18 protein-coding genes are annotated in these 22,546 nt (G+C 66.0%); 10 read left to right on the forward strand and 8 right to left on the reverse strand.

Annotation, left to right across the window (positions count from 1 at the left end; genetic code table 11):
• Positions 1 to 16: 16 nt before the first annotated feature.
• Positions 17 to 2,476 (reverse strand): DNA topoisomerase IV subunit A, encoded by a 2,460-nt coding sequence (locus BGO47_RS09255; RefSeq protein ID WP_292711054.1) that lies wholly within the window; start codon positions 2,474 to 2,476, stop codon positions 17 to 19.
• Positions 2,477 to 2,547: 71 nt separating this feature from the next.
• Here BGO47_RS09255 and BGO47_RS09260 point away from each other — a divergent pair, with 71 nt between their 5' ends.
• A complete protein-coding gene (locus BGO47_RS09260; protein WP_292711058.1) occupies positions 2,548 to 3,669 on the forward strand; it encodes an alkaline phosphatase family protein in 1,122 nt (373 codons plus the stop codon).
• Between the two features lie 23 nt (positions 3,670 to 3,692).
• Here BGO47_RS09260 and sepH read toward each other — a convergent pair whose 3' ends face one another.
• Complete coding sequence (gene sepH, locus BGO47_RS09265) at positions 3,693 to 4,739, reverse strand: septation protein SepH (RefSeq protein WP_292711061.1); 1,047 nt, start codon at positions 4,737 to 4,739, stop codon at positions 3,693 to 3,695.
• A gap of 210 nt (positions 4,740 to 4,949) precedes the next feature.
• Here sepH and BGO47_RS09270 point away from each other — a divergent pair, with 210 nt between their 5' ends.
• Entirely contained in the window at positions 4,950 to 5,243 is a 294-nt protein-coding gene (locus tag BGO47_RS09270) for a DUF4193 domain-containing protein (RefSeq protein ID WP_292711064.1), read from the forward strand.
• Positions 5,244 to 5,268: 25 nt separating this feature from the next.
• On the opposite strand, the gene BGO47_RS09275 is transcribed toward BGO47_RS09270, so the two are convergent.
• Positions 5,269 to 5,739 carry a DUF3093 family protein gene (locus BGO47_RS09275; RefSeq protein WP_292711067.1) on the reverse strand — a complete coding sequence of 157 codons (471 nt, stop codon included), beginning with the start codon at positions 5,737 to 5,739 and terminating at the stop codon, positions 5,269 to 5,271.
• Positions 5,740 to 5,763: 24 nt separating this feature from the next.
• Here BGO47_RS09275 and dut point away from each other — a divergent pair, with 24 nt between their 5' ends.
• The 5 genes from dut (at position 5,764) to dxs (ending at position 12,649) form a co-directional block, all read left to right on the forward strand.
• Entirely contained in the window at positions 5,764 to 6,237 is a 474-nt protein-coding gene (dut, locus tag BGO47_RS09280) for a dUTP diphosphatase (RefSeq protein ID WP_292711070.1), read from the forward strand.
• Positions 6,234 to 6,863, forward strand: a complete 630-nt coding sequence (locus BGO47_RS09285) for a DUF3710 domain-containing protein (protein WP_292711073.1) — start codon at positions 6,234 to 6,236, stop codon at positions 6,861 to 6,863. Before dut ends, BGO47_RS09285 begins: the two co-directional genes overlap by 4 nt.
• Positions 6,864 to 6,922: 59 nt before the next feature.
• Positions 6,923 to 7,615 (forward strand): DUF3159 domain-containing protein, encoded by a 693-nt coding sequence (locus BGO47_RS09290; protein WP_292711170.1) that lies wholly within the window; start codon positions 6,923 to 6,925, stop codon positions 7,613 to 7,615.
• Between the two features lie 132 nt (positions 7,616 to 7,747).
• On the forward strand, positions 7,748 to 10,582 hold the full coding sequence (locus BGO47_RS09295; RefSeq protein WP_292711076.1) for an aconitate hydratase: 2,835 nt from the start codon (positions 7,748 to 7,750) through the stop codon (positions 10,580 to 10,582).
• Between the two features lie 120 nt (positions 10,583 to 10,702).
• Entirely contained in the window at positions 10,703 to 12,649 is a 1,947-nt protein-coding gene (dxs, locus tag BGO47_RS09300; protein ID WP_292711079.1) for a 1-deoxy-D-xylulose-5-phosphate synthase, read from the forward strand.
• Between the two features lie 69 nt (positions 12,650 to 12,718).
• Here dxs and BGO47_RS09305 read toward each other — a convergent pair whose 3' ends face one another.
• The 4 genes from BGO47_RS09305 to BGO47_RS09320 form a co-directional block, all read right to left on the reverse strand.
• Entirely contained in the window at positions 12,719 to 14,866 is a 2,148-nt protein-coding gene (locus tag BGO47_RS09305) for a 3-hydroxyacyl-CoA dehydrogenase NAD-binding domain-containing protein (RefSeq protein ID WP_292711082.1), read from the reverse strand.
• Positions 14,867 to 14,878: 12 nt separating this feature from the next.
• Entirely contained in the window at positions 14,879 to 16,084 is a 1,206-nt protein-coding gene (locus BGO47_RS09310; protein WP_292711083.1) for a thiolase family protein, read from the reverse strand.
• A 73-nt stretch (positions 16,085 to 16,157) separates the two neighbouring features.
• Positions 16,158 to 17,360: a ribonuclease D gene (locus BGO47_RS09315; protein WP_292711086.1), complete on the reverse strand. Its 1,203-nt coding sequence runs from the start codon at positions 17,358 to 17,360 to the stop codon at positions 16,158 to 16,160.
• The gene (locus tag BGO47_RS09320) at positions 17,353 to 17,937 is read right to left on the reverse strand and encodes a DUF3000 family protein (RefSeq protein ID WP_292711088.1); all 585 of its coding nucleotides are present in this window, start codon (positions 17,935 to 17,937) and stop codon (positions 17,353 to 17,355) included. Before BGO47_RS09320 ends, BGO47_RS09315 begins: the two co-directional genes overlap by 8 nt.
• Positions 17,938 to 17,962: 25 nt before the next feature.
• Here BGO47_RS09320 and BGO47_RS09325 point away from each other — a divergent pair, with 25 nt between their 5' ends.
• Positions 17,963 to 19,171, forward strand: a complete 1,209-nt coding sequence (locus tag BGO47_RS09325) for an alpha/beta fold hydrolase (protein ID WP_292711091.1) — start codon at positions 17,963 to 17,965, stop codon at positions 19,169 to 19,171.
• Here BGO47_RS09325 and BGO47_RS09330 read toward each other — a convergent pair.
• A complete protein-coding gene (locus tag BGO47_RS09330) occupies positions 19,143 to 19,850 on the reverse strand; it encodes a dihydrofolate reductase family protein (protein WP_292711095.1) in 708 nt (235 codons plus the stop codon). The two genes, BGO47_RS09325 and BGO47_RS09330, sit on opposite strands and share 29 nt — an antisense overlap.
• 157 nt (positions 19,851 to 20,007) lie before the next feature.
• Between BGO47_RS09330 and zapE the strand changes: the two genes are divergently transcribed.
• Both zapE and BGO47_RS09340 read left to right on the forward strand, forming a co-directional pair.
• A complete protein-coding gene (gene zapE / locus BGO47_RS09335) occupies positions 20,008 to 21,039 on the forward strand; it encodes a cell division protein ZapE (RefSeq protein WP_292711097.1) in 1,032 nt (343 codons plus the stop codon).
• A gap of 181 nt (positions 21,040 to 21,220) precedes the next feature.
• Positions 21,221 to 22,450 (forward strand): ammonium transporter, encoded by a 1,230-nt coding sequence (locus BGO47_RS09340; protein WP_292711100.1) that lies wholly within the window; start codon positions 21,221 to 21,223, stop codon positions 22,448 to 22,450.
• Positions 22,451 to 22,546: the final 96 nt, after the last annotated feature.

Raw genomic sequence — 22,546 nt, forward strand, 5'->3', positions numbered from 1 at the left:
CTTGAGGCGATCGGGCTCAGCGGACGACGGTGCCGATCGCGGCGACGCCGGCTTCCAGCGATACCCCGGATGCGTCGCGCTTGGCGCCGGCGGGCGGCAGGGTTCGTGCTGCACCGTCCTGCGCTACGGCGCGCGGGTCGGACCCCGCCCAGGCCAGAACCAGCCGGTCTTCACCCTTCAGGAGCCGGTGCGCGCGAACGCCGCCGGTTGCGCGACCCTTCGGGGGAAACTCGCTCAGCGGCGACACCTTGCCAGAGCTCACGTCTGCACCGGCCAGCGCGCCTGCGCTTCCCGCCGCCGTCACCACGACTGCCTCGGCAGCATCCGCGGCTGGGATCACGGCGAAGCCGATGACAGCAGCGCCCGAGCCCAAGCGGATACCGGCCATGCCGCCGGCCGCGCGTCCCTGAGCACGCACGGCGCTCGCGTCGAAACGCAGCAGCTGCGCATCGTCGGTGACGAAGAGAAGCTCGGCGTCATCGGGAGCCAGCGCCCCGCCGACGACAGCGTCGCCGGGCTTCAAGGCGATGATCTCGATCTCGTCACGAGCGGCGATTTCGCTCGGCAGCACGCGCTTGACGACACCCTGCGCGGTACCGATCGCGAGCGGGGTTGCGCCGTCCAGGGGAACGATCGCGACGACGTGTTCACCGCCCGCAAGTCCGAGGTACTGGTCTGCGCGGGTCCCTGCAGCAAGCTGCACCGCGTTACCGGGAACCGACGGGAGGTCGACGGGGGAGAAGCGCACGAGGCGTCCACGGGTGGTGAGCGCCCCGAGGTGGCCGCGGGTTGTCGCATCGGCGGCGCTACGGATCGCATCATGCTTCGACCGGCGTGTGGGCGAGACGATCCCGCCACCGGTAGCCTGCGGATCGAGGTCGGCCCGAACCATGCGACCCGTAGCCGAGAGGAACACTCGGCACGGGGTATCGGCGATCTGCAGATCCACGGGCTTCTTCGACGACGAGCGCGAAGCGACGGGTCCACCATTGAGCAGCAGAGTCCGGCGCGGCGTACCGAAAGCCTCGGCCGCGGCATCCAGCTCTGTGGCGACCTGTGCGCGGATCAACCTATCGCTCGCGAGCAGCGCCTCCAGCTCGGCGATCTCAGCCTTCAACGCGTCACGTTCCTGCTCGAGCTCGAGGCGCGAGAAGCGCGTGAGCCTGCGCAGACGAAGCTCAAGAATGTACTCGGCTTGCGGCTGGGAGAGGTCGAACACCTCCATGAGGCGAGTGCGGGCCTGCTCGCCGTCGTCGGACGCGCGGATCACCTGGATGACTTCGTCGATGTCGACGATTGCGATCAAGAGACCCTCGACCAGGTGCAACCGCTCACGTCGTTTGCCCAGGCGGTGCCGACTGCGCCGCGTCACGACCTCGATGCGGTGCCCGACGTACACCTCGAGCATCTCCTTGAGGCCGAGCGTCTGCGGCTGCCCTTCGACAAGCGCAACGTTGTTGATGCCGAAGGAGTCCTCCAGTGGCGTCAGTCGGTACAGCTGCTCGAGCACGGCGTTCGGGTCGAATCCGGTCTTGATCCCGATGACCAGCTGCAGGCCGCGGTGCCGATCGGTGAGGTCTGTGACGTCGGCAATGCCCTGCAGCTTCTTGGACGTGACGGCATCCTTGATCTTCTCGATCACCCGCTCGGGGCCGACGAGGTACGGGAGCTCAGTCACCACGAGGCCCGTGCGTCGGGGGCCCAGCGACTCGATCGACACCTTCGCGCGGGTCCTGACCGATCCGCGACCCTTGGAATAGGCATCCTTCACCCCGTCGAGTCCGACGATGATGCCGCCCGACGGGAAGTCGGGTCCGGGAACGAATTCCATGAGCTCTTCGACGGAGGCCTGGGGGTTCTCGAGCAGATGAATGGCTGCCGCTACCACCTCGATGAGGTTGTGCGGCGCCATGTTCGTGGCCATACCCACAGCGATGCCCGATGCGCCATTGACCAGCAGGTTCGGGAAGGCTGCGGGCAGGACCGCCGGCTGCTGGAACTGTCCGTCGTAGTTCGGGATGAAATCGACAACGTCCTCATCCAGGTTCTCGGTAAGCGCGAGCGCGGCGGCTGCCAGTCGCGCCTCGGTGTACCGGGGCGCAGCGGGACCGTCATCCAGCGACCCGAAGTTGCCGTGCCCGTCTACCAGCGGCACGCGCAGCGAAAAGGGCTGCGCCAGGCGTACGAGGGCGTCGTAGATCGCCGCGTCGCCATGGGGGTGGAGTTTTCCCATGACCTCGCCCACGACGCGGGAGCTCTTCACGTGGCCACGGTCGGGCCGCAGCCCCATGTCTGCCATTTGGAAGAGGATGCGGCGCTGCACCGGCTTCAAACCATCGCGGGCGTCGGGGAGGGCCCGCGAGTAGATCACCGAGTACGCGTACTCGAGGAACGAGCCCTGCATCTCTGCTGCGACGTCGACATCCTCGATCCGCTCGGCGACCTCAGCGGGCTGGGGGGGACGGGATGACGGCATGACAAAACCTCGGACGCTGGAACGGACGCACCTCGCCCTGCGGGAAGAGGGCGCGTGGGAGACTGGCGTGGATGCCGATCACACTACCTGCGCACTCGCCGAGAACCCGGAGCCTCACCGACGTCGTGCCGGAGATGTTTCGTTCGCTGCGTGGAGAGGGCACCTGGCTGAGGCCTGTTCGCAGCGCCGTCCTGGTCTTGTTGGACGGCGTGGGTGCGGCACAGCTGCGGGCCCGATCTGGACACGCGAGGTTTCTTGCGAGCGTCGGTGGTCCACGGGATGTCGCGCGCACGACGTTCCCCTCGACGACGGCGAGCGCGCTCACCAGTCTGCTCACCGCGACATCCCCCGGGCGCAACGGCATGCTCGGGTATCGCGTGCGCGTTCCCGCGACGGGCCGCGTTGCCAACCTGCTGCATGGGTGGGAAGACGGCGATCTGCCGATGGATTGGCAGCCGCAGACGCCGCTCACCCGTCCACAGGCTCAGCACGGGCCCGTCTACGTGGTCTCGAAACCGGAGTTCGCCACCACGGGCTTCACCCGTTCGACCACCGACGGTGCCGAGTTCATCGGGGTCTCGGATCTCGATGAACGAATCGCCCGCGCCGGGGCGATCGCTGCGCAGCATCCGGGGAGCTTCACCTACCTGTACGTTCCCGAACTCGACGGCATCGGCCACCGTGCCGGCTGGGAGTCGGGGGCATGGACCGACGGTCTCGAACGCGTGGATGCTGCCCTTCGCGACCTCGCGCGTGCAGCGCCCCCGGTAGGCGTACTCATCACCGCCGATCACGGGATGATCGACGTGCCTGCGAGCCGTCATGTCCTCCTGGATGACGGTGACCCACGCCTCGAGGGGGTCGCCGACATCGCGGGCGAACCACGCATGCTGCATCTGTATACGCAGCCGCAGGCAGCGGATGCGGTGGCCGGTGTCTGGCGGGCAGCCGACGCCGAGCGGGCCTGGGTCATGACCCGTGACGAAGCGATCGCCGCCGGGGTCTTCGGATCCGTGAGCCTGGACATGGTCCACCGGATCGGGGACGTTCTCGTCGCAGCCAGAGCACGGGTCGCCTACTACGACAACCGGCTCGACGACCGGTCTCCCCAGCGCATGGTCGGGCAGCACGGTTCGCTGACGCTCGAGGAATCTGTCGTTCCGCTGCTTCGAGCCGGCGCATACGCCGCCTGACCGTGATCGCGGCGTCCTCGGGGCTACTCGTCGGAGCGGGCGCCGAAGACGATCTCGTCCCAGGTGGGAAGGGCCGCCCGACCGCGCCGACGGGATGACGACAGTTGCGTCGCCTCGAGGTCGGTGGGATCCTCCTCGGCTGCTGCCGCAGGCGGAGAGGTGGCCTCGTCGTAGCCGGGCTCGAGCGCATCGAAGAGCGCAACCGGTGCGCGCTCTGCCTCATCGGCGCCGGCTTCCGGAGCGGACTCGCGCTGGCCTCGCCTGCGGCGCAGCGCCTCAAGCAGATCCGCTGTCTCGGGGGAGGTGGTCACGACGGGATCGGCCGCGCGCTTGGTCGCAGCCTCGCGAACTGCAGCGCTCGCCCGATCCGGCGTGCGCTCAACAGCCCGCTCTGTGTCGCGCGTCTGTTCATCGTCGCGCCGCGGGCCAAAAGCTCCGGAGTCGAATCGCGAGTCATCCTTCGACGGAGAGGGATCGAGGGCGCGGAGTCGAGGGATGAGGCCGTCGGGGAGGGCTCCCTGCCTCGACAGCTGCGTCGCATCAGTGTTCAGCGGTGACAGAGTCGTGCGCCGCGGGTCGAATCCCCACCGGGCGTCGCGATCGACGTCGCCGGTGCGGAACTCGAGCTTGATGACCCAGCCCGTGCCGTCCTTCCAGCTGGTCCACCGTTCAGCGGTCGCACCAGCCTCGGCGAGCTTCGCACGCACTGCTGCGCCGAACGTCGACTCACCGTCGGGTTCGAGTTCGGCAGACACGAGTACGGGGACTGCCAGCGCCTGGCTGAGAACGTGCTCGCGTTCAGCAAGGACGGGCCCTTCGTATCGGCGCACGTCTTCGACCCGCGCCCCCAGAAGCTCCGCGACTTCCTCCGCGCTGAGGCCCGCACGGATCTGCGTCTGGATCTCACGGGGGCTTGGCCTGGCGGCCGTGGTGTCAGATTCCCGGGCTCGCCGGGCACGCCGGACTTCGAACGCCAGTGCATCATCGAGGGCGAGCGTAAACCTGTCGCCTGACTCCGTTGCGAGGATCAGCTGATCGTCTTCCGTTGCGATGACTTTGAGCTGTTCCATCCCACGCTCCTCCCGTGCCTCTGCGGCCTGTCGGCCCCATGGTGACACACCGAACCGCCGCGGCAGGGAATATCCATCGCGTGCCGCTCGTTTCGTCGGCGTCGACACACGGACCGAGCATTTGCTAAATCCCGATCCGTCGTGCAAACTATCGCCGCCCATAGCGGCCCCGCAGCACCGCACCACAGCATCACGCAACGGAAGTAGAGAATGGCCACCGACTACGACGCACCGCGCAAGAGTGACGACGACAGCGAGTCCATCGAGGCGCTCAAGGAGCGGGTCCCTGACAAGATGTCAGGTTCGGTCGACGTCGACGATTCGGACAACCCGTCGGGCTTCGAGTTGCCAGGCGCTGACCTCTCAGACCTCGAGCTCGACGTGGTGGTTCTGCCGCCCCAGCAGGACGAGTTCACCTGCGCCAGCTGCTTCCTGGTGAAGCACCGCTCACAGGTGGACCACGAGGAAGCGATCGGCATCATCTGCAAGGAGTGCGCCGCCTGATCGGGGCGCGTGGCGGCCGAGCCGCTTAGAGCACGGCCCGAGCGCGTCGAATCGCCGCAGCGAGTCTGTCCGGTGTCCGGCTCGAGATGACCCAGGCTCGTGCCGGATCATCCGGGTCGATGACCGGGACGACCACGACGCCGTCAATGCCACCGCGGATGACGTGCCACGCCGTCGCATCCAGTCCCGGCCCGCGCGCGAAGCGCGCATCCTCACCCGTGAGGCCGACGGGTCCGCCGAGGTAGCGAGCTTCAATCCAGGCTCGGCCTGCGAAGATGCGCCCGTCAGCGACCCGCACGACCGGACTCGCCCAGACCAGGAGGGCGATCGCGATGACTCCGATCGCTGCGCCCACGGCCAGCGCCACGGTGGTGTCGATAGGTGTGAGAACCAGCGCTGCCATGGGTGCCACCACCGCTGCAGACACGATCACCCACAGGGATGGTCCCAGCCGTTCTCGATAGTCTGCCGCGGTCTGCACTCTCGTCGTCGCCATCGTGTTCTGCATTACCCTCGTTGCGTGACCCCATCCGTGGACATCCCCATTATCGCCGCCCACCCGCCGACGTACAGCCATCCGGGCGATGCCGGCGCGGATCTGGTCGCCGCTGAGGCTGTGCGTCTCGAACCGGGCGAGCGTGCGCTCGTGGGCACCGGTGTTCGCATCGCCCTCCCGGATGGGTACGCGGCCTTTGTGGTTCCGCGAAGCGGGCTTGCCGCAAAGCACGGCATCACGGTTGTTAACTCGCCCGGCACCGTGGATGCCGGCTACCGCGGCGAGATCAAGGTGTGCCTTTTGAACACCGACGCGCGTGAACCGTACGAGATCGCGGTGGGTGACCGAATCGCTCAGATGATCATCATGCCGGTGACCGTTGCCCGGTTCCTCCCCGTGGAGGAACTGCCCGATAGTGTGCGTGGCAACGGCGGGTTCGGATCGACCGGCTACGTCGGGGGTAGCGTTGACGGTGTGGGACGGAGCGTAGCGCGATGACGGAGCAGATCGACGACGGTTCACCGGATGCCTCGACTGACGGGCCCGAAAAGGATGCCAAGTCCGCTCCCGCGGACCGCGAGCAGTCGGGCCCCTTCGATGAGGCCGAGGCGCGAGCTGTGCGCCCGTACATCGACCTCGGTGCCATCAAGATCCTGCCGCGCGAGGGCCTGAATCTGCGCCTCGAGGTCGAGGAGCAGACCAAGCGCATCGTGGCTGTCGGACTTGACTATGCCGGGTCCACGCTGCAGGTCCAGGCCTTCGCTGCGCCGCGATCGACAGGATTGTGGAATGAGACGCGGGACCAGATCCGCGCGCAGATCCGCCAGCAGGGCGGTCGCGTCGAGGAGCGTCACGGCCCGCTCGGCCCAGAGCTCCTGGCCGAAGTTCCCGTTGTGGCGGGCACTGATCCGTCGGCGGGCAAGCGCATCGCTCGCTTTGTCGGCGTGGATGGTCCCCGGTGGTTCCTCCGTGGCGTGGTAGGTGGCGCCGCAGCCACCGATGTGGACGCTGCAGCGCAGGTCGAGGATCTGTTCCGCTCGATCGTCGTGGTACGGGGCACGACCCCGATGCCCCCGCGCGACCTGATTCCGCTTCGGATGCCCGCAGCCCCGGGTACCACGTGAGCACTCCGCGCCCGGATGCCGATGATGCTGCGCAGCCCGATGATTCAGCAGCTCCCTCGGTGAGCGGAGAGCAGCCCCGGGTCTCGGATGCTGTGAGCGCTGCTCTCGGCGAAGCTGCGCGTCGCGCGGGTCTGGACCCGGCGCAAGACGTCACAACCGGTCGTGCCGTGTGGGCTGCGATCGGCGGCTGGCGCGGCATCCTCGAATCTGTCCTGCCGAGCCTTGCCTTTCTCGTCCTCTACACGCTGACGAGTGACCTCGTGCTGGCGCTGGGCGTCTCGGTGGGGCTCGCGCTGGTCTTCACGGTGGTGCGGTTGGTCGCCCGCTCGTCGGTGAACGCCGCGCTCGGTGGTCTGATCGCCGCTGCGGCCGCAGCTGCGCTCGCGCTGTGGACCGGGAGAGCCGAAGACAACTTCGTGCTCGGCTTCGTCACGAATGCCATCTACGGATCAGCGTTCCTTATCTCGGCCTTGGTGGGGTGGTCTCTGATCGGACTTGCCGTCGGGTTCCTGATGGGCGAAGGGACGGCGTGGCGCCGTGACCCGCGCAAGCGCCGGGTCTTCTTCTGGCTGTCGATTGCGTGGGCCGCCCTCTTTGCTGCACGCCTCATCGTTCAGCTCCCGCTGTACTTCGCGGGAGACGTCACCGCGCTTGGAACGACCAAGCTGCTGATGGGGATACCGCTGTTCGCCCCCCTCATCGCCGTGACGTGGCTGGTGGTCAGGGCGCTGTATCCGCGACGCACCGAGTGATAGCATTTATCTTGACATCAAGATACTTTTCCGCGTCAGGGCCGGTAAGGCTCGCCTTGCTGGCAGGGTCTGATGCTGACGAACAAGATGGGGAGCGACCGGCTTCCCGCCTCCGCCGACGAAGGAGCACACATGTCCACCGTTGACAGCTTCGGTGCCAAGATCACACTGACAGTCGGGGAGACCGACTACGAAATCTTCCGGATCGACTCGGTCGCTGGGTACGAGAAGCTTCCCTTCAGCTTGAAGGTGCTCCTGGAGAACCTGCTTCGCACCGAAGACGGCGCGAACGTCACGAAGGAACAGATCCAGGCGCTCGGCTCCTGGAACCCGGATGCCGAGCCCGACACTGAGATCCAGTTCACCCCCGCTCGTGTGGTGATGCAGGACTTCACCGGTGTTCCCTGCATCGTCGACCTCGCCACGATGCGAGAGGCCGTCACCGCCCTCGGCGGCGACCCCGCCAAGATCAACCCGCTCTCGCCTGCCGAGATGGTGATCGACCACTCGGTCATCGCCGATCTGTTCGGCACGCCAAACGCACTCGAGCGCAACGTTGAGATCGAGTATGAGCGAAACGGCGAGCGTTACCAGTTCCTGCGATGGGGCCAGACAGCCTTCGACGATTTCAAGGTCGTTCCGCCCGGCACCGGCATCGTCCACCAGGTCAACATCGAGCACCTCGCCAAGGTCGTGTATGACCGTGAAGTCGGTGGTGTGCTCCGCGCCTACCCCGACACCTGCGTCGGGACCGACTCGCACACGACCATGGTCAACGGCCTCGGCGTGCTGGGCTGGGGAGTCGGTGGTATCGAGGCCGAGGCCGCCATGCTCGGCCAGCCGGTCTCGATGCTCATTCCGCGGGTCGTCGGCTTCAAGCTCACCGGCTCCATCCCGGCTGGCGTGACCGCCACGGATGTGGTGCTCACGATCACCGACATGCTTCGCAAGCACGGCGTGGTCGGCAAGTTCGTCGAGTTCTACGGCGAAGGTGTGGCATCCGTCCCGCTCGCCAACCGCGCGACCATCGGCAACATGAGCCCCGAGTTCGGTTCGACCGCTGCGATGTTCCCCATCGACGATGTCACGCTCGACTACCTGCGCCTGACGGGCCGCGACGAGCAGACGGTGGCCCTGGTCGAGGCGTACGCCAAGCTGCAGGCGATGTGGCACGACCCGGCGCGGGAACTCGTCTTCAGCGAGTACATGGAGCTCGATCTCGGAACTGTCGTTCCCTCGATCGCCGGACCGAAGCGCCCGCAGGATCGCATTCTGCTTTCCGAGGCGAAGGCGCAGTTCGAGAAGGACATCCTGAACTACGCCGCGCCGACGTCGTCTGATTCCATCGTCGACCTCGAATCGCAGGGCTCGTTCCCGGCATCCGACCCGGGCGGGGAGCCCGGTGACGAGGACGGCCACGTTCACAATGTCCTGATTTCTTCGGGCGGCCCGGCTGCCGCATCCAAGCCCGTGAAGGTGACCACTCCCGAGGGCCAGAGCTACCTGCTCGACAACGGCGCGGTCACGCTCGCCGCGATCACCTCGTGCACCAACACCTCGAACCCGTCGGTGATGCTTGCGGCAGGTCTTCTGGCGAAGAAGGCCGTCGACAAGGGCCTCAAGCGCAAGCCGTGGGTCAAGACGACCCTGGGCCCGGGCTCGAAGGTTGTCACCGACTACTACGAGTCATCGGGCCTCGACAAGGCGCTGGAGGGGCTCGGCTTCTACACGGTCGGCTACGGCTGCACGATCTGCATCGGCAACTCCGGTCCGCTCATCGACGAGGTCTCGGCAGCGATCAACGACAACGACCTCGCGGTGACCGCGGTGCTCTCGGGCAACCGGAACTTCGAGGGTCGCATCAGCCCAGACGTCAAGATGAACTACCTGGCCTCTCCGCCCCTCGTGGTGGCCTACGCCCTCGCCGGTTCGATGAACTTCGACTTCGAGACCGACCCGCTTGGCAAGGACCAGGACGGGAACGACGTCTTCCTGAAGGACATCTGGCCCTCGACCGAAGAGGTCCAGGAGGTCATCGACTCGTCCATTTCGCGGGAGCAGTTCATCAAGCAGTACGCGACGGTGTTCGACGGTGACGAGCGCTGGCGCAGCCTTCCCACGCCGGATGCCGCGCAGTTCGAATGGGATCCGAACTCCACCTACGTTCGCAAGGCCCCGTACTTCGACGGCATGACGATGGAGCTCACCCCCGTGAGCGACATTCGGGGAGCTCGCGTGATGGCCACCCTCGGTGACTCGGTGACAACCGATCACATCAGTCCCGCCGGCAACATCAAAGCCGGCACACCTGCCGCTCAGTACCTCGCCGAGCACGGCGTCGCGCAGAAGGACTTCAACTCCTATGGGTCGCGCCGCGGCAACCACGAAGTCATGATCCGCGGTACCTTCGCCAACATTCGACTGAAGAACGAGCTCGTGGCAGCCGTCAACGACGGTCAGATCGTCGAGGGCGGCTACACCCGCGACTTCACCCAGGAGGGCGGCCCGCAGTCGTACATCTACGACGCGAGCATGAACTACCAGGCGCAGGGAATCCCGCTCGTCGTGTTCGGCGGCAAGGAGTACGGCTCTGGCTCGTCACGCGACTGGGCGGCCAAGGGAACCAACCTGCTCGGCGTGAAGGCCGTCATCACCGAAAGCTTCGAGCGTATCCACCGCTCGAACCTGATCGGAATGGGTGTCGTGCCGCTGCAGTTCCCCGCCGGAGAGAGCTGGAAGTCGCTCGGCCTGGACGGCACCGAGGTCATCAGTATCACCGGCCTCGAGCAGCTCAACGAGGGCGTGACTCCCAAGACCGTGCGTGTCACGGCCGAGCCGAGCGAGTTCTCGCCCGAGGGCAAGCAGACTGTCGAGTTCGACGCGATCGTTCGCATCGACACGCCGGGTGAGGCTGACTACTACCGCAACGGCGGGATCCTCCAGTACGTGCTGCGCTCGCTCGTCTGAGGCTGGAGCGTAGCCGAGGGGCGGGGTCGAGACACGGGAGTGCTCGATCCCGCCCCGTCGGCGCCTCGATAGACTTGCGAGATGGCACCGGCTGGATTGCCACCCGACGGGAGGAGTGAGATGGCTTTGCTGCCCACGATCCGCTCGCCACGGGATCTGGACGCTCTCACGACGGATCAGCTGTGCGACCTTGCCGAAGAAGTGCGCGCGTTTCTTATCGAGAATGTCGCGCGTACGGGCGGCCACCTCGGACCGAACCTCGGAGTGGTGGAACTCACCATCGCCCTGCACCGTGTGTTCTCATCCCCCGATGATCCGATCATCTTCGACACCGGGCACCAGTCGTACGTACACAAGCTCCTCACGGGGCGCCAGGACTTTTCGCAGCTGCGCAGCCGTGGCGGCCTTGCCGGCTACCCGCAGCGTTCGGAGAGTGAGCACGACGTCGTCGAGTCGTCGCACGCCTCAAGTTCGCTCAGCTGGGCTGACGGAATCTCGCGGGCGTTCGCCCGCACAGGGCGGCGTGACCGCCACGTGGTTGCCGTCGTCGGTGACGGCTCGCTCACGGGCGGCATGACCTGGGAAGCGCTCAACAACATCTCCGACGACAACGACCGCAATCTGGTGATCGTCGTCAATGACAACGGACGCTCGTACGCGCCGACGATCGGCGGCATGGCACGTTATCTGAATCGCGTGCGCACGGCATCCAGCTATGAAACGCTGCGCAAGCGTTCCGACCGGATCTCCAGCAGGCTCGGCCCTGCAGCTCGCGCCTTCTACCGAGGTGTCCGGGGCGGAACCCGGGGTTTTCTTTCCCGGTTCACGAACAACGAGGCGTTGTACTCGAATCTCGACATCAAGTACCTCGGCCCGATCGACGGGCATGACCTGCCGATGCTGATCGAGACGCTCGAGCTTGCGAAGGAACACGGCGCTCCCGTCATCGTGCACGCGATCACCGAGAAGGGGCGCGGTTACGAGCCGGCCCTTCGAGACGTCGCCGATCAATTCCACGCAGTCGGCAAGATCGACCCCGTTTCGGGCGAGCCCGTCGGCGGATCAGGTGCATCGGCCTGGACCGACGTCTTCGCCCAGGAGCTCGTGGAGCTCGGTTCCGAGCGCGAGGACGTCATCGCCATCACCGCTGCGATGTTGCGGCCCACCGGCCTGCAGCCGTTCGCTGAGCGTTTTCCGCAGCGGGTCTATGACGTCGGCATCGCTGAGCAGCACGCTGTGGCCTCCGCCGCTGGTCTGGCCTTCGGGGGTCTGCACCCGGTCGTCGCCGTGTACGCGACCTTCATGAACCGCGCGTTCGATCAGGTCATGATGGATGTCGCACTGCACCGCGCTGGGGTCACATTCGTCCTCGACCGCGCCGGGGTCACTGGGCCGGACGGCCCGAGCCACCACGGCGTGTGGGACCTCGCTATGCTCCAGCTTGTTCCGAACATCCGGATCGCTGCTCCGCGGGACGCGGAGCGTCTGCGCGAAGAGTTCCGCGAGGCGGTTGCGGTATCGGATGCACCGACCGTTGTGCGCTTCCCGAAGGGATCAGTGCTTCCGGATCTCCCCGCGGTCGAACGCCTCGAGGATGGCGTTGATGTGCTCGCCCGCGGGGGAGCGGAAGACGTCCTTCTGATCGGCATCGGACCGATGGCACACATTGCGATGGACGTCGCGACCAGACTACGTGCCCAAGGGATCGGTGCGACTGTCATCGACCCCCGCTGGGTGATCCCGGTGCAGCCGTCTGTGATCGATCTCGCGGCGGCACACCGCCTCGTGATCACGATCGAGGACGGCATCCGGGTCGGCGGGATCGGGACGCGCGTGCGCCAGGTCCTGCGGGAGGCTGGCGTCGACACTGCTGTCGATGAACTCGGGCTTCCCGACGAGTTCATCGCTCATGCGACCCGCGAGCAGATCCTCGAGGATGCCGGGCTCGTCGCCAGCAAGATCGCCCAGGATGTCGTCGCGCAGGTCCTCGGGACGAGGATTCCGATTGCACGCCGTGCCGAGAACGGCGCCGATCTCATCGCCGAGTTCGCGGAACGCCGCGACTGACGAGGCAATGCCAACGAGAGAGGGGGCCCGGCTGATCCAGCCGGGCCCCCTCTCTCGTGTGCGGTCTGATCAGACGGCGGCGATTCCTCGGATGGGCGGTTCGTGGAAGGTGCCCCCAAAGACGCGCTGAGACGCCCCTTCGCGGTCGAGGTACGGCGAGGCACCGCCGTCGATGAAGGGCCAGCCGGCACCGAGGATCAGGCAGAGATCGATGTCTTCGACCTCGGGCACGACACCCTCATCGAGCATGATGCGGATCTCCTGTGCCAGCCCGTCCTGCACGCGGCGCAGAATCTCGTCTTCGCCTGCCGGCGCAGTGCCCACAGCAGGCTTGAGGATCTTCTCGGCGGCCTTCGTCCAGCCGGTGACCTTGCCGTTCTTGTCCTTGTCGACAACCTGCGGCAGCTCAGCCAGCTGGTGGAAGTTCTCGTTGGCGTAGAAGCGCTCCGGGAACGCGGAAGCCATTGTGTCCTGCACGTGTGCGGCGACCTTCCAGCCCACCAAATCGATGAGCTGGAACGGCGTCATAGGCAGGCCCAGTGGGCCGAAGGCCTTCTCGACCGTGAGCAGCGGCGTGCCTTCGTACACGGCCCGAGCAGCCTCGCCCATGACCTTCGCGAGAAGACGGTTGACGACGAAGCCCGGGGCGTCGGCGGTGAGGACAGCGTTCTTGCCCAGCCCCTTGGCGACGACGAACGCGGTCGAAAGAGCCGCCTCGTCGGTGGTCGGTGTCTTCACGATCTCGATCAGTGGCATTACCGCGACCGGGTTGAAGAAGTGGAACCCCACGAGTCGCTCGGGGTGCTCGAGCTTCTCACCGATCTCCTCCACAGACAACGAGGAGGTGTTGGTCGCGAGAATCGCGTCGTCGGCGATGATCTTCTCGATCTCACCGAACACCTGCTGCTTGACTCCGACCTCTTCGAAGACCGCCTCGATCACGAAGTCGCAGTCGGCGTACTCACTCTTGTCCGTGGTGCCGTGAATGAGTGCGCGCAGGCGATTCGCGGCATCCCCGTCGAGTCGCCCCTTCTGCTCGAGCTTGCCGATCTCGTCGTGGATGTAGGCGAGTCCCTTATCGACGCGCGCCTGATCGAGGTCGGTGATCAGGACGGGAACCTGGAGTTTGCGCACGAACAGCAGCGCGAACTGGCTGGCCATGAGTCCTGCCCCGATGATCCCGACCTTCTGCACCTTCTTTGCCAGTGCCTTGTCGGGCGCACCGACGGGGCGTTTAGCGCGCTTCTGAACAAGGTCGAACGCATACATGGATGCCGCGAACTGATCACCGGTGATGAGATCGGTCAGCGCCTCATCTTCGCGGGCGAAGCCCTCTGCTTTCGTGCCGCCCTTGGCCTTATCAAGCAGGTCGAGTGCGACATAAGGGGAGCGGGGCACCGTGCCGATGCGGCTCTCCAGCATCCCGCGCGCCATCTTGATGGCGATCGGCCACTTGGTGAGACGCTCGATCTTGCCCGGCTCGTTCTTGCGTTCGACCTTGACGGAGCCGGTCAGGACGCCATCTGCCCACCGCAGCGAGTCCTCGAGGTAGTTGGCCGCGGGGAAGATCGCATCCGTGATGCCGAGGTCATAGGCCTGCTGGGGCTTGAGCACCCGGTTCTGCTTGAGCGGGTTGGACACGACGACTTCGAGCGCGTTCTCAATGCCGATGAGGTTCGGGAGGAGGTATGCCCCGCCCCACCCCGGGATGATGCCCAGGAACACCTCGGGGAGCGCGATAGCGGCCGCCGAAGCATCCACCGTGCGATACGTGGAGTTCAATGCGATCTCGAGCCCGCCGCCGAGCGCGAGGCCGTTCACGAATGCGAAGCTCGGGACCCCGAGGCTCGAGAGTTTCCCCAGAACCTGATGGCCCCGCTGCGCAATGAGCTTTGCGATCTCGGCCGAAGGAACCCGCGAGACATCACTCAGGTCGGCGCCAGCCGCAAGAATGTACTGCTTGCCCGTGATAGCGACAGCGTGGATCTCACCGGCCGCAGCGCGCGCCGTGAGGGTGTCGAGAGTCGCACCGAGCTCCTTGAGTGTTGCCGGTCCGAGTGTGTTGGGCCGGGTGTGATCGCGTCCGTTGTCCAGGGTGATGAGCGCGAGCGTCTTGCCGGAGGCCAGACGCACGTCAGTCACGAACGAGTGCGTGATGACCTCACCGTCGGCGAGGGCATCGAGCGGCGAGAAGTCGATCTCGTCGTAGTTGGTCATGGCGGCGAACTCCTACTTCTTCTTCTTGCCGTCGTAGTGGGGGTTTTCCCAGATGACCGAGCCACCCTGTCCGAGGCCCACACACATGGCGGTGAGCCCGTACCGGACGTCGGGGCGCTCGGCGAACTGCGCCGCAAGCTGAATCATCAGGCGCACGCCGGATGCCGCGAGGGGGTGGCCGAGGGCAATGGCGCCGCCCCACTGGTTTACGCGAGGGTCGTCATCCGCCACTCCGAAGTGATCGAGCAGCGACAGCACCTGCACAGCGAAGGCCTCATTGAGTTCGAACAGTCCGATGTCATCGATCGTGAGACCGGCCTTCTGAAGCGCCTTCTCGGTCGAGGGGATCGGCCCGATGCCCATGATTTCAGGCTGCACTCCCGCGAAGGCGAAAGACACCAGTCGCATCTTGGGTGCAAGGCCGAACTGCTTGACCGCGTCGCCGCTGGCCAGCAGTCCCATCGTCGCGCCATCTGTGAGCGGTGATGAGGTGCCCGCGGTAACGCGCCCGTGCGGGCGGAAGGGGGTCTTCAGTGCTGCGAGACCTTCCATCGTCGTCTCGGGACGTCGGCCCTCATCCTCGGTGGCGAGCCCCCAGGCGCCGTCAGCGTTCTTGATCGCCACGGAGACGAGATCCGGCTGGATCTTTCCGGAGTCGTATGCTGCCTGCGCCTTCAGCTGGCTCTGCATGCCGAACCGATCCGCGCGCTCCTTGGTGAGCTGCGGGAACCGGTCATGGAGGCGTTCGGCCGTGACGCCCATGTTCAATGCGCCGGGGTCCACCATCTTCTCCGCGACGAAGCGCGGGTTAGGGTCAGCGTTGGAGCCGATCGGATGACGCCCCATGTGCTCCACACCGCCTGCGAGCGCGAGGTCGTACATGCCGAAACCGATCGAACCAGCCATCGTGGTGACGCTCGTCATCGCGCCCGCGCACATCCGGTCAATTGCGAACCCCGGAACGGTCATCGGCAATCCGGCAAGGATCGCCGCAGACCTACCGAGCGTCAGTCCTTGATCGCCGGTCTGTGACGTCGCAGCGATCGCCACATCGTCGATGCGCTCTTTCGGTACGTCAGGATTGCGCTCCATCAGCCCGATGATCGCCTTGACCGCCAGGTCGTCAGCCCGGGTGTTCCAGTACATGCCCTTCTCGCCCGCGCGCCCGAACGGGGTGCGCATACCGTCGACGAAGAAGACGTCCGACATTTCGGCCACTCTGCCTCCAAGGATTGGGAATGACGCCAGCCTAGGAAGGCGTCAAAACGGCGCGGAATCGGTTGGGTCGAACCTACGAAGCGCTCTCGGAGGCCTCTGGAGAGGGTTGACCGGATTCCACAAAGGCTTCGGCGATCACCTGTGCAGTCTGCTCAATCTGCCACGGTCGTGCACCGAGTTCAGCCAGGGCTTTGCCGATTCCGTCGGCGCCGATGACAGCCGGTGGAGCCCAGGCGACGCGTCGCAGCAGCTCTGGGGTGAGAAGGTTCTCGACCGGCATGTGCAGCGACTGCGCGACCTCGTCGATCGCAGGCTTGGCTGCCTTGAGTCGAGCGTCGGCCTCCGGCGCTCGGTCAGCCCACGCCCTCACCGGCGGGATCGTGTCGGTGTTGCGCACCCGCTCGGGTGGCAGGTCGAGGTCGGCGCGTCCCGCCTCGAACGCTGCCCACCATCGATCGAGCTCGGAGCGGCTGGCTCTGCCTGTGAACTCCTTCACGGCTGCGAGCTGCTGCTTGGTCTTCGGATCTGCCAGGATCGCGGCGACCAGAGCCCGGTCGGGGACGAGGCGCCCGGGTGAGACATCCTGCGTGACGGCGAGTTCTTCGCGAGCGAGCCACAGCGCCCTCGCGATCGCGAGCCCCCGACGCCCGCGCACGGTATGGAGACCGCTGAGCCGACGCCAGGGATCCTCCCGCGGAGGTTTGGGCTCCCGGGTGAGAACGGCAGAGAACTCCTGCGCAGCGAACTCTGTCTTGCCGGCGTCCGCGAGCTGCTGGACAAGGATGTCGCGCACGTCGATGAGATACTCCACATCGAGCGCCGCGTACTCGAGCCAGGCTTGCGGAAGCGGACGTGTCGACCAGTCGGAGGCAGAGTGCGCTTTCGCGAGAGTGATACCGAGGGTCTCTTCGACGACGGCCCCGAGGCCTACACGCTCTCGTCCGAGGAGTCGCGATGCCAGTTCGGTGTCGAAAATCGTCGGGGGTTCGAGGCTCAGCTCGCGCAGCGAGGGCAAGTCCTGGCTGGCGGCGTGAAACACCCACTCGACGTCACCGATTGCCTGCTGCAGTGACGAGAAGTCCGTACCGACCGCTGGCGGGTCGATCAAAATCACGCCCGCGCCGCGGCGGAAGACCTGAACAAGATAGGCGCGCTGCGAGTAGCGGAACCCCGAGGCGCGCTCGACGTCGACGGCCACGGGACCTGTGCCAGCAGCGAGGTGCGCAGCCGCGGCACGGAGGGCGTCTGCGTCTGTGATCACGGTGTACTCAGCCACGGCTCACCCTGCGGGACGTCACCGTTGCGATCTGCTCAGATCCGGGGGGAAGTCCCGCGAGCATGCAGACCAGCTCTGCCCACGCCTCGACGTGCGCGTCGAGGTTCGCGGTCGGCGTCCATGAGGCGCGAAGTTCGATCTGCGCGCCATCGCCCTCGTCGGCAAGGCTCCCGAATCCCTTCGAGAGGGTCTTCGTCGCGGTGCCTGAGGGGGAGTGATAGGTAGCGGCGTGTGCCTGCAGGGCGTCCGTGAGCCACGACCAGGTCACATCCGCCAACAGCGCGTCCATGCCGATCTCAGGCTCGAGCGGCGCCTGCGCGAAGCACACGATGCGCCAGGCGCCATTCCACTGGGAGGGCTCGTCCGGGTCATGTAACAGGATGAAGCGACCCGTTCCGTACGCTGAGTCGGTGCCGGCTGCCTCGGGCCTCACGTCAGCGGCCAGAGCGAGGGCGTGAGGAGCAAGGCCGGTCGGTGCGGGAATCTCGCGGACCGTGAGGTCGTCACGGAAGGTGGCCTCGCGAATCACCGCGGCCACGTCGTCGAACGCCACCCCCGACAGAAGGTCTCCGGTCACCCCGACAGACTAGAGTGAGGACCCCATGGTCGAGTCCAGGCGCGCCGCCTCCCCACAGTACGTCGTTATCGTCAAAGCGGCTCTCGCGGCGATCTCGATGGCCCTCGGCGCTGTCCTCGCACTGTGGGGCGGTATTGCCGTACGTATGGCAAGGAAAGTCGTCACGCCGGCAGCTCGGATCCCCGATTGCCGCATCCTCGAGCTTGATACGTCCGCCCAGACCATCACGCTCACGCGCACTCCCGACACCGAGTTGGCTGGCCGGTATGGCCTGTTCACCACGGGAACAGAGCGCTACCTCAAACTCGGATCCGTGCTGTCGGAGACGGCCGACACGGTCAAGCGCAAGCTTCTCACTCATGTCGGTCCCCAGGCTCGGATCGTCAGGGATGCCGCCTTCAGCGGGTGGTACTACGAGCGTCCCGAAGAACTGCATCTGCCCGTCAGTCCGGAGCTGGTCGGTTCGGCGCTCGGACCCTGCCCCGCCTGGTTGTTTCCCGCCGGCGAGGGTGAGATCTGGGTGATTCAGGTGCACGGGCGTGGCGCCACACGAGCGGAGTGCCTACGCGCCGTCCCGATCTTCCACGGGTTGGGAATCACATCGTTGGTCGTCTCGTATCGTAATGATGGCGAGGCGCCTCGGAGCCGCTCGGGCACCTACACACTCGGTGCCACCGAGTGGCGCGACGTGGACGCCGCGGTGGGGTTCGCCCGCCGGAGAGGCGCGAAGCGGGTCATCATCATGGGATGGTCGATGGGTGGTGCTATTGCGCTGCAACTTGCCCTGAACTCCGCGCATCGCGACCTCATCGTGGGTCTCATCCTCGACTCACCCGTGGTCGACTGGCGGATCGTGCTCGACTACCAGGCGCGGCTCATGAAGCTGCCTCCGGCAGTCACGCGCCTGGCGATCACCGTGCTCGGTGCTGATTGGGCGACGGCGCTCACCGGCGCGGGCGCTGCGATTCCGTTCCGTCGCCTCGACGTGCTCGCCCGCTCGGCGGAGCTCCGGCATCCGATACTCATCCTCCACAGCGACGATGACGGCTTCGTCCCCTCGGATGCTTCCCACGACCTCGTGGTCGCGCGTCCCGACCTCGTGGAGCTCGACGTCTTCAGCGTGGCTCGTCACACCAAGCTGTGGAACTACGACCAGGAGCGCTGGACGGGCCGGATCACGCGGTGGCTGACCCAGCGAGGGTTCGTCAGCGAGCGCGTAGACGCAGATAGGTGAATCCCTCCTCGTCGACGAGGTGACCGGCGAGTTCTGTCTCGACGGCGTCGTGGATGCTCAGAAACGGATGCTCCACCGGCGTCAGCGCCGGTGCAACCGTGATGCAGTATTCGTCGATGATTCTTGATTCCGCGAACTGTCGGGCCAGTGACGGGCCGCCCTCACAGACGAGGTGACGCAGGCCCAGGTCCCGGAGAGCACCGACCACGAGCGCCGGCGTGGGCTCGTCGGTAGGGAGTCCCACGACCTGGGCGGAAAGGTGAGCGACAGTTGCTTCCACGTGCTCGGTCCGGGATGCGGGGCACAGGACGATGAGAGGCTGGTCCACCTCGTCAGGCATCCGGAGCCCCTCCAACGAGCCGGAGCGGGTCACGACAGCGAGAGCCGCCGACCGGGGGAGGAGATAGCCCTCGGCGCGCACCGTCTGAGCCCCGACGATCACGGCATCCGCGGCCCCACGGATTGCGCTGAGAATGAGCCGGTCTGCCCCGCCGGTGAGGGTCTCACTCGTACCGTCGGCGCCGACGGCGGACCCGGTGAGCGAGGTGATCATGTTCAGCCGCACGGAGTCCGGATCTGCGGAGCCGTAACGCGCGGCGATCCACGCACGCGCTGCGTCACGGTCGTCGTCGATGTCGATCGTGTCGAGGGTTCGTGGCGACAGTTCGGTCACGATCATGGAGAGATCCTCTCTGGGCCCGTGGAACTCGGTCGGGGAGCCTCCGGGTGCGCGGGGTGTGGCGACACCCCGCGTAAAGTAGGAGGGTCCTCCCGCCCTCCCCGACTCTAGGCGGCACGCGGCACGCCCGCATCCGCCTCCTCCGCGGAAGCTACCCATGCCAGCATCCGGCCCCACCGGCATCGTCCACCTCGCAACGCGCGCACCCGAGCTCTCCGGCGACCAGATGGTGGCGGCGCTCACGCCCCCACCGCAGTTCGCCCATGCGTCGTTCGAGTCGTACCGCGCCGACCCGGCTTTCCCCTCTCAGCAGGAGGCGAAGGAGCTTCTTGTCGCCTTCGCCGGCGGGCGCCCGGAGGCAGCACGCGGAGGTCTGTTCCGGCGCCGACCGAAGCAGCCCGAGCTCAAGCCCGGCGTGTACCTGGACGGCGGATTCGGTGTCGGCAAGACGCACTTGCTCGCTGCGATCTACCATGCGATGCCCGTGCGTCGGAAGTACTTCGGATCGTTCATCGAGTACACGGCGCTGGTCGGGGCACTTGGCTACCAGAACGTCGTCAAGCTCTTCACCGGGGCCGACCTGCTGTGCATCGACGAGTTCGAGCTCGATGACCCCGGCGACACGATGGTCATGACACGACTCCTGGGCGGACTGGTGGCCACGGGCACCCGGCTTGCGGCGACATCCAACACCCCGCCCAATGCGCTGGGAGAGGGGCGATTCGCCGCGCAGGACTTCCTGCGTGAGATCCATGCGATGGCCGAGAGCTTCCAGACCATTCGGATCGATGGAACCGACTACCGTCACCGGGATGTCGACGGACACGCGGTGTCCCTGGACGTTGCCGACTATGAAGAGGCAATCGCATCAGCATCCGGTGATGGGATCGTGAGCGACGACGCCTTCGAGGACGTCGTCGCTCAGCTGGCGCGCGTCCACCCGTCGCGCTATATCCGCTTGATCGAGGGGGTATCCCTCGTCGGCCTTCGCGACGTAGAAGTCTTCACCGACCAGTCCGCGGCTCTCCGATTCGTCGCACTGGTTGACCGCATCTACGACGCGCAGATCCCGATTCGCGCGACCGGCATCACCCTGGACCGGGTCTTTCCTGACGAGATGCTGGCCGGCGGATACCGCAAGAAGTACCTCCGCGCGATCTCGCGCCTGGTCGCTTCGACTCTCGCGTGAATTTCGTGGTGACCTCGGGGTCACACGAAACCTGATGTTTACCTGAGCGCAGGTCGTGTAACAGACGCGAAACACAGGGCACCCTCTGGTCGAAACCGGTCGCCGCGAGACTGGCTCCGCAAGTGCCCGACTACCCGCTTCGGTGCAACTTTTGACACACGACACGAATTGAGGATTCTCAATGGATGCTGGAAATCTCGCCTGGTCCGTCGCCGCGACGGCCCTGGTGTTGTTTATGACGCCGGGCGTGGCGTTCTTCTATGGAGGCCTGGTCAAGGCCAAGAGCGTCGTCAGCATGATGATGATGAGCTTCGGGGCGCTCGGTCTCGTGAGCGTTCTCTGGATTCTGTACGGCTTCAACATGTCTGCCGTCTCGAGCACCTGGGAGTTCGCAGGCAACCCGTTCTCGGACTTCGGTCTCGGGGGAGCAGATAGCGACACGCTTGTGGGGGCGACGTTCGGTGCCACCTTCGCGATCATCACCGTGGCTCTGATCTCGGGTGCGATCGCTGACCGCGCGCGGTTCGGGTCGTGGATGATCTTCGCCGGCGTTTGGGCGACCGTGGTGTACTTCCCCGTGGCCGCATGGGTCTGGGGTGGTGGCTGGATCATGGGTCTTGGCGAGACCTTTGGTTTCTCCACGAGCGTCATCGACTACGCGGGTGGTACTGCCGTTCACATCAACGCGGGTGCTGCTGCCCTCGCCCTGGCGCTTGTCCTCGGTAAGCGCATCGGCTTCCAGAAGGGCATCAACAAGCCGCACAGCGTTCCCCTGGTCATGCTCGGAGCATCGATCCTGTGGTTCGGCTGGTTCGGCTTCAACGCCGGCGCTGAGGGCACGTTCGGCCTCCTCGGCACGGAGGACTCGTCCGTCGGTCTCATCATCGTGAACACCCTCGGTGCGACCGCAGCAGCCATCATCGGTTGGCTCATCGTCGAGAAGTTCAAGGACGGCAAGGCGACCTCGGTGGGCGCCGCATCCGGTGCGGTTGCCGGTCTTGTTGCCATCACCCCGGCATGTGCAAACCTCACACCGGGGTGGGCGCTTCTTCTGGGCCTCGTCACGGGTGTCATCTGCGCGTTCGCCATCGAGCTCAAGTGGAAGCTCGGCTATGACGACTCGCTGGACGTGGTCGGCGTTCACCTCGTCGGCGGTCTCATCGGTACGCTCTACCTCGGGTTCTTCGCGACCGAGACCGGTCTGTTCGTCGGCGGGAACTACGAGCAGATCGTGCTTCAGCTGATTGCCGCAGTGGGTGTTCTGGTCTACTCCTTCGTCGTCGCCTGGATTCTGGGCTTCGCGATCGAGAAGACGATCGGTTTCCGTATCAAGAACGAGGACGAGCTCGCCGGCGTGGACGTTTCGGTTCACGGCGAAGAGGGCTACGCCTACGAGACTGTCGAGAAGTAAGCTACGACTCTCCTTCAGAGCCCTCAGGGGCGTCGCGACTCATTCGCGGCGCCCCTGAGGCGTTTCTTCGCGTCTTCGGCGGTTAGGGTGACCTCG

This window comes from Microbacterium sp. 67-17, from assembly GCF_001898325.1.
GTDB classification, from domain to species: domain Bacteria; phylum Actinomycetota; class Actinomycetes; order Actinomycetales; family Microbacteriaceae; genus Microbacterium; species Microbacterium schleiferi.

Bases quoted from the DNA above. Each gene is read 5' to 3' on its own strand.
- BGO47_RS09285 (WP_292711073.1), top strand. From the start codon at position 6,234: ATGACGGAGCAGATCGACGACGGTTCACCGGATGCCTCGACTGACGGG.
- BGO47_RS09330 (WP_292711095.1), bottom strand. From the start codon at position 19,850: ATGATCGTGACCGAACTGTCGCCACGAACCCTCGACACGATCGACATC.
- BGO47_RS09270 (WP_292711064.1), top strand. From the start codon at position 4,950: ATGGCCACCGACTACGACGCACCGCGCAAGAGTGACGACGACAGCGAG.
- BGO47_RS09305 (WP_292711082.1), bottom strand. From the start codon at position 14,866: ATGACCAACTACGACGAGATCGACTTCTCGCCGCTCGATGCCCTCGCC.
- zapE (WP_292711097.1), top strand. From the start codon at position 20,008: ATGCCAGCATCCGGCCCCACCGGCATCGTCCACCTCGCAACGCGCGCA.
- BGO47_RS09275 (WP_292711067.1), bottom strand. From the start codon at position 5,739: ATGGCGACGACGAGAGTGCAGACCGCGGCAGACTATCGAGAACGGCTG.
- BGO47_RS09255 (WP_292711054.1), bottom strand. From the start codon at position 2,476: ATGCCGTCATCCCGTCCCCCCCAGCCCGCTGAGGTCGCCGAGCGGATC.
- BGO47_RS09325 (WP_292711091.1), top strand. From the start codon at position 17,963: ATGGTCGAGTCCAGGCGCGCCGCCTCCCCACAGTACGTCGTTATCGTC.
- dxs (WP_292711079.1), top strand. From the start codon at position 10,703: ATGGCTTTGCTGCCCACGATCCGCTCGCCACGGGATCTGGACGCTCTC.
- BGO47_RS09295 (WP_292711076.1), top strand. From the start codon at position 7,748: ATGTCCACCGTTGACAGCTTCGGTGCCAAGATCACACTGACAGTCGGG.
- BGO47_RS09260 (WP_292711058.1), top strand. From the start codon at position 2,548: ATGCCGATCACACTACCTGCGCACTCGCCGAGAACCCGGAGCCTCACC.
- sepH (WP_292711061.1), bottom strand. From the start codon at position 4,739: ATGGAACAGCTCAAAGTCATCGCAACGGAAGACGATCAGCTGATCCTC.
- BGO47_RS09340 (WP_292711100.1), top strand. From the start codon at position 21,221: ATGGATGCTGGAAATCTCGCCTGGTCCGTCGCCGCGACGGCCCTGGTG.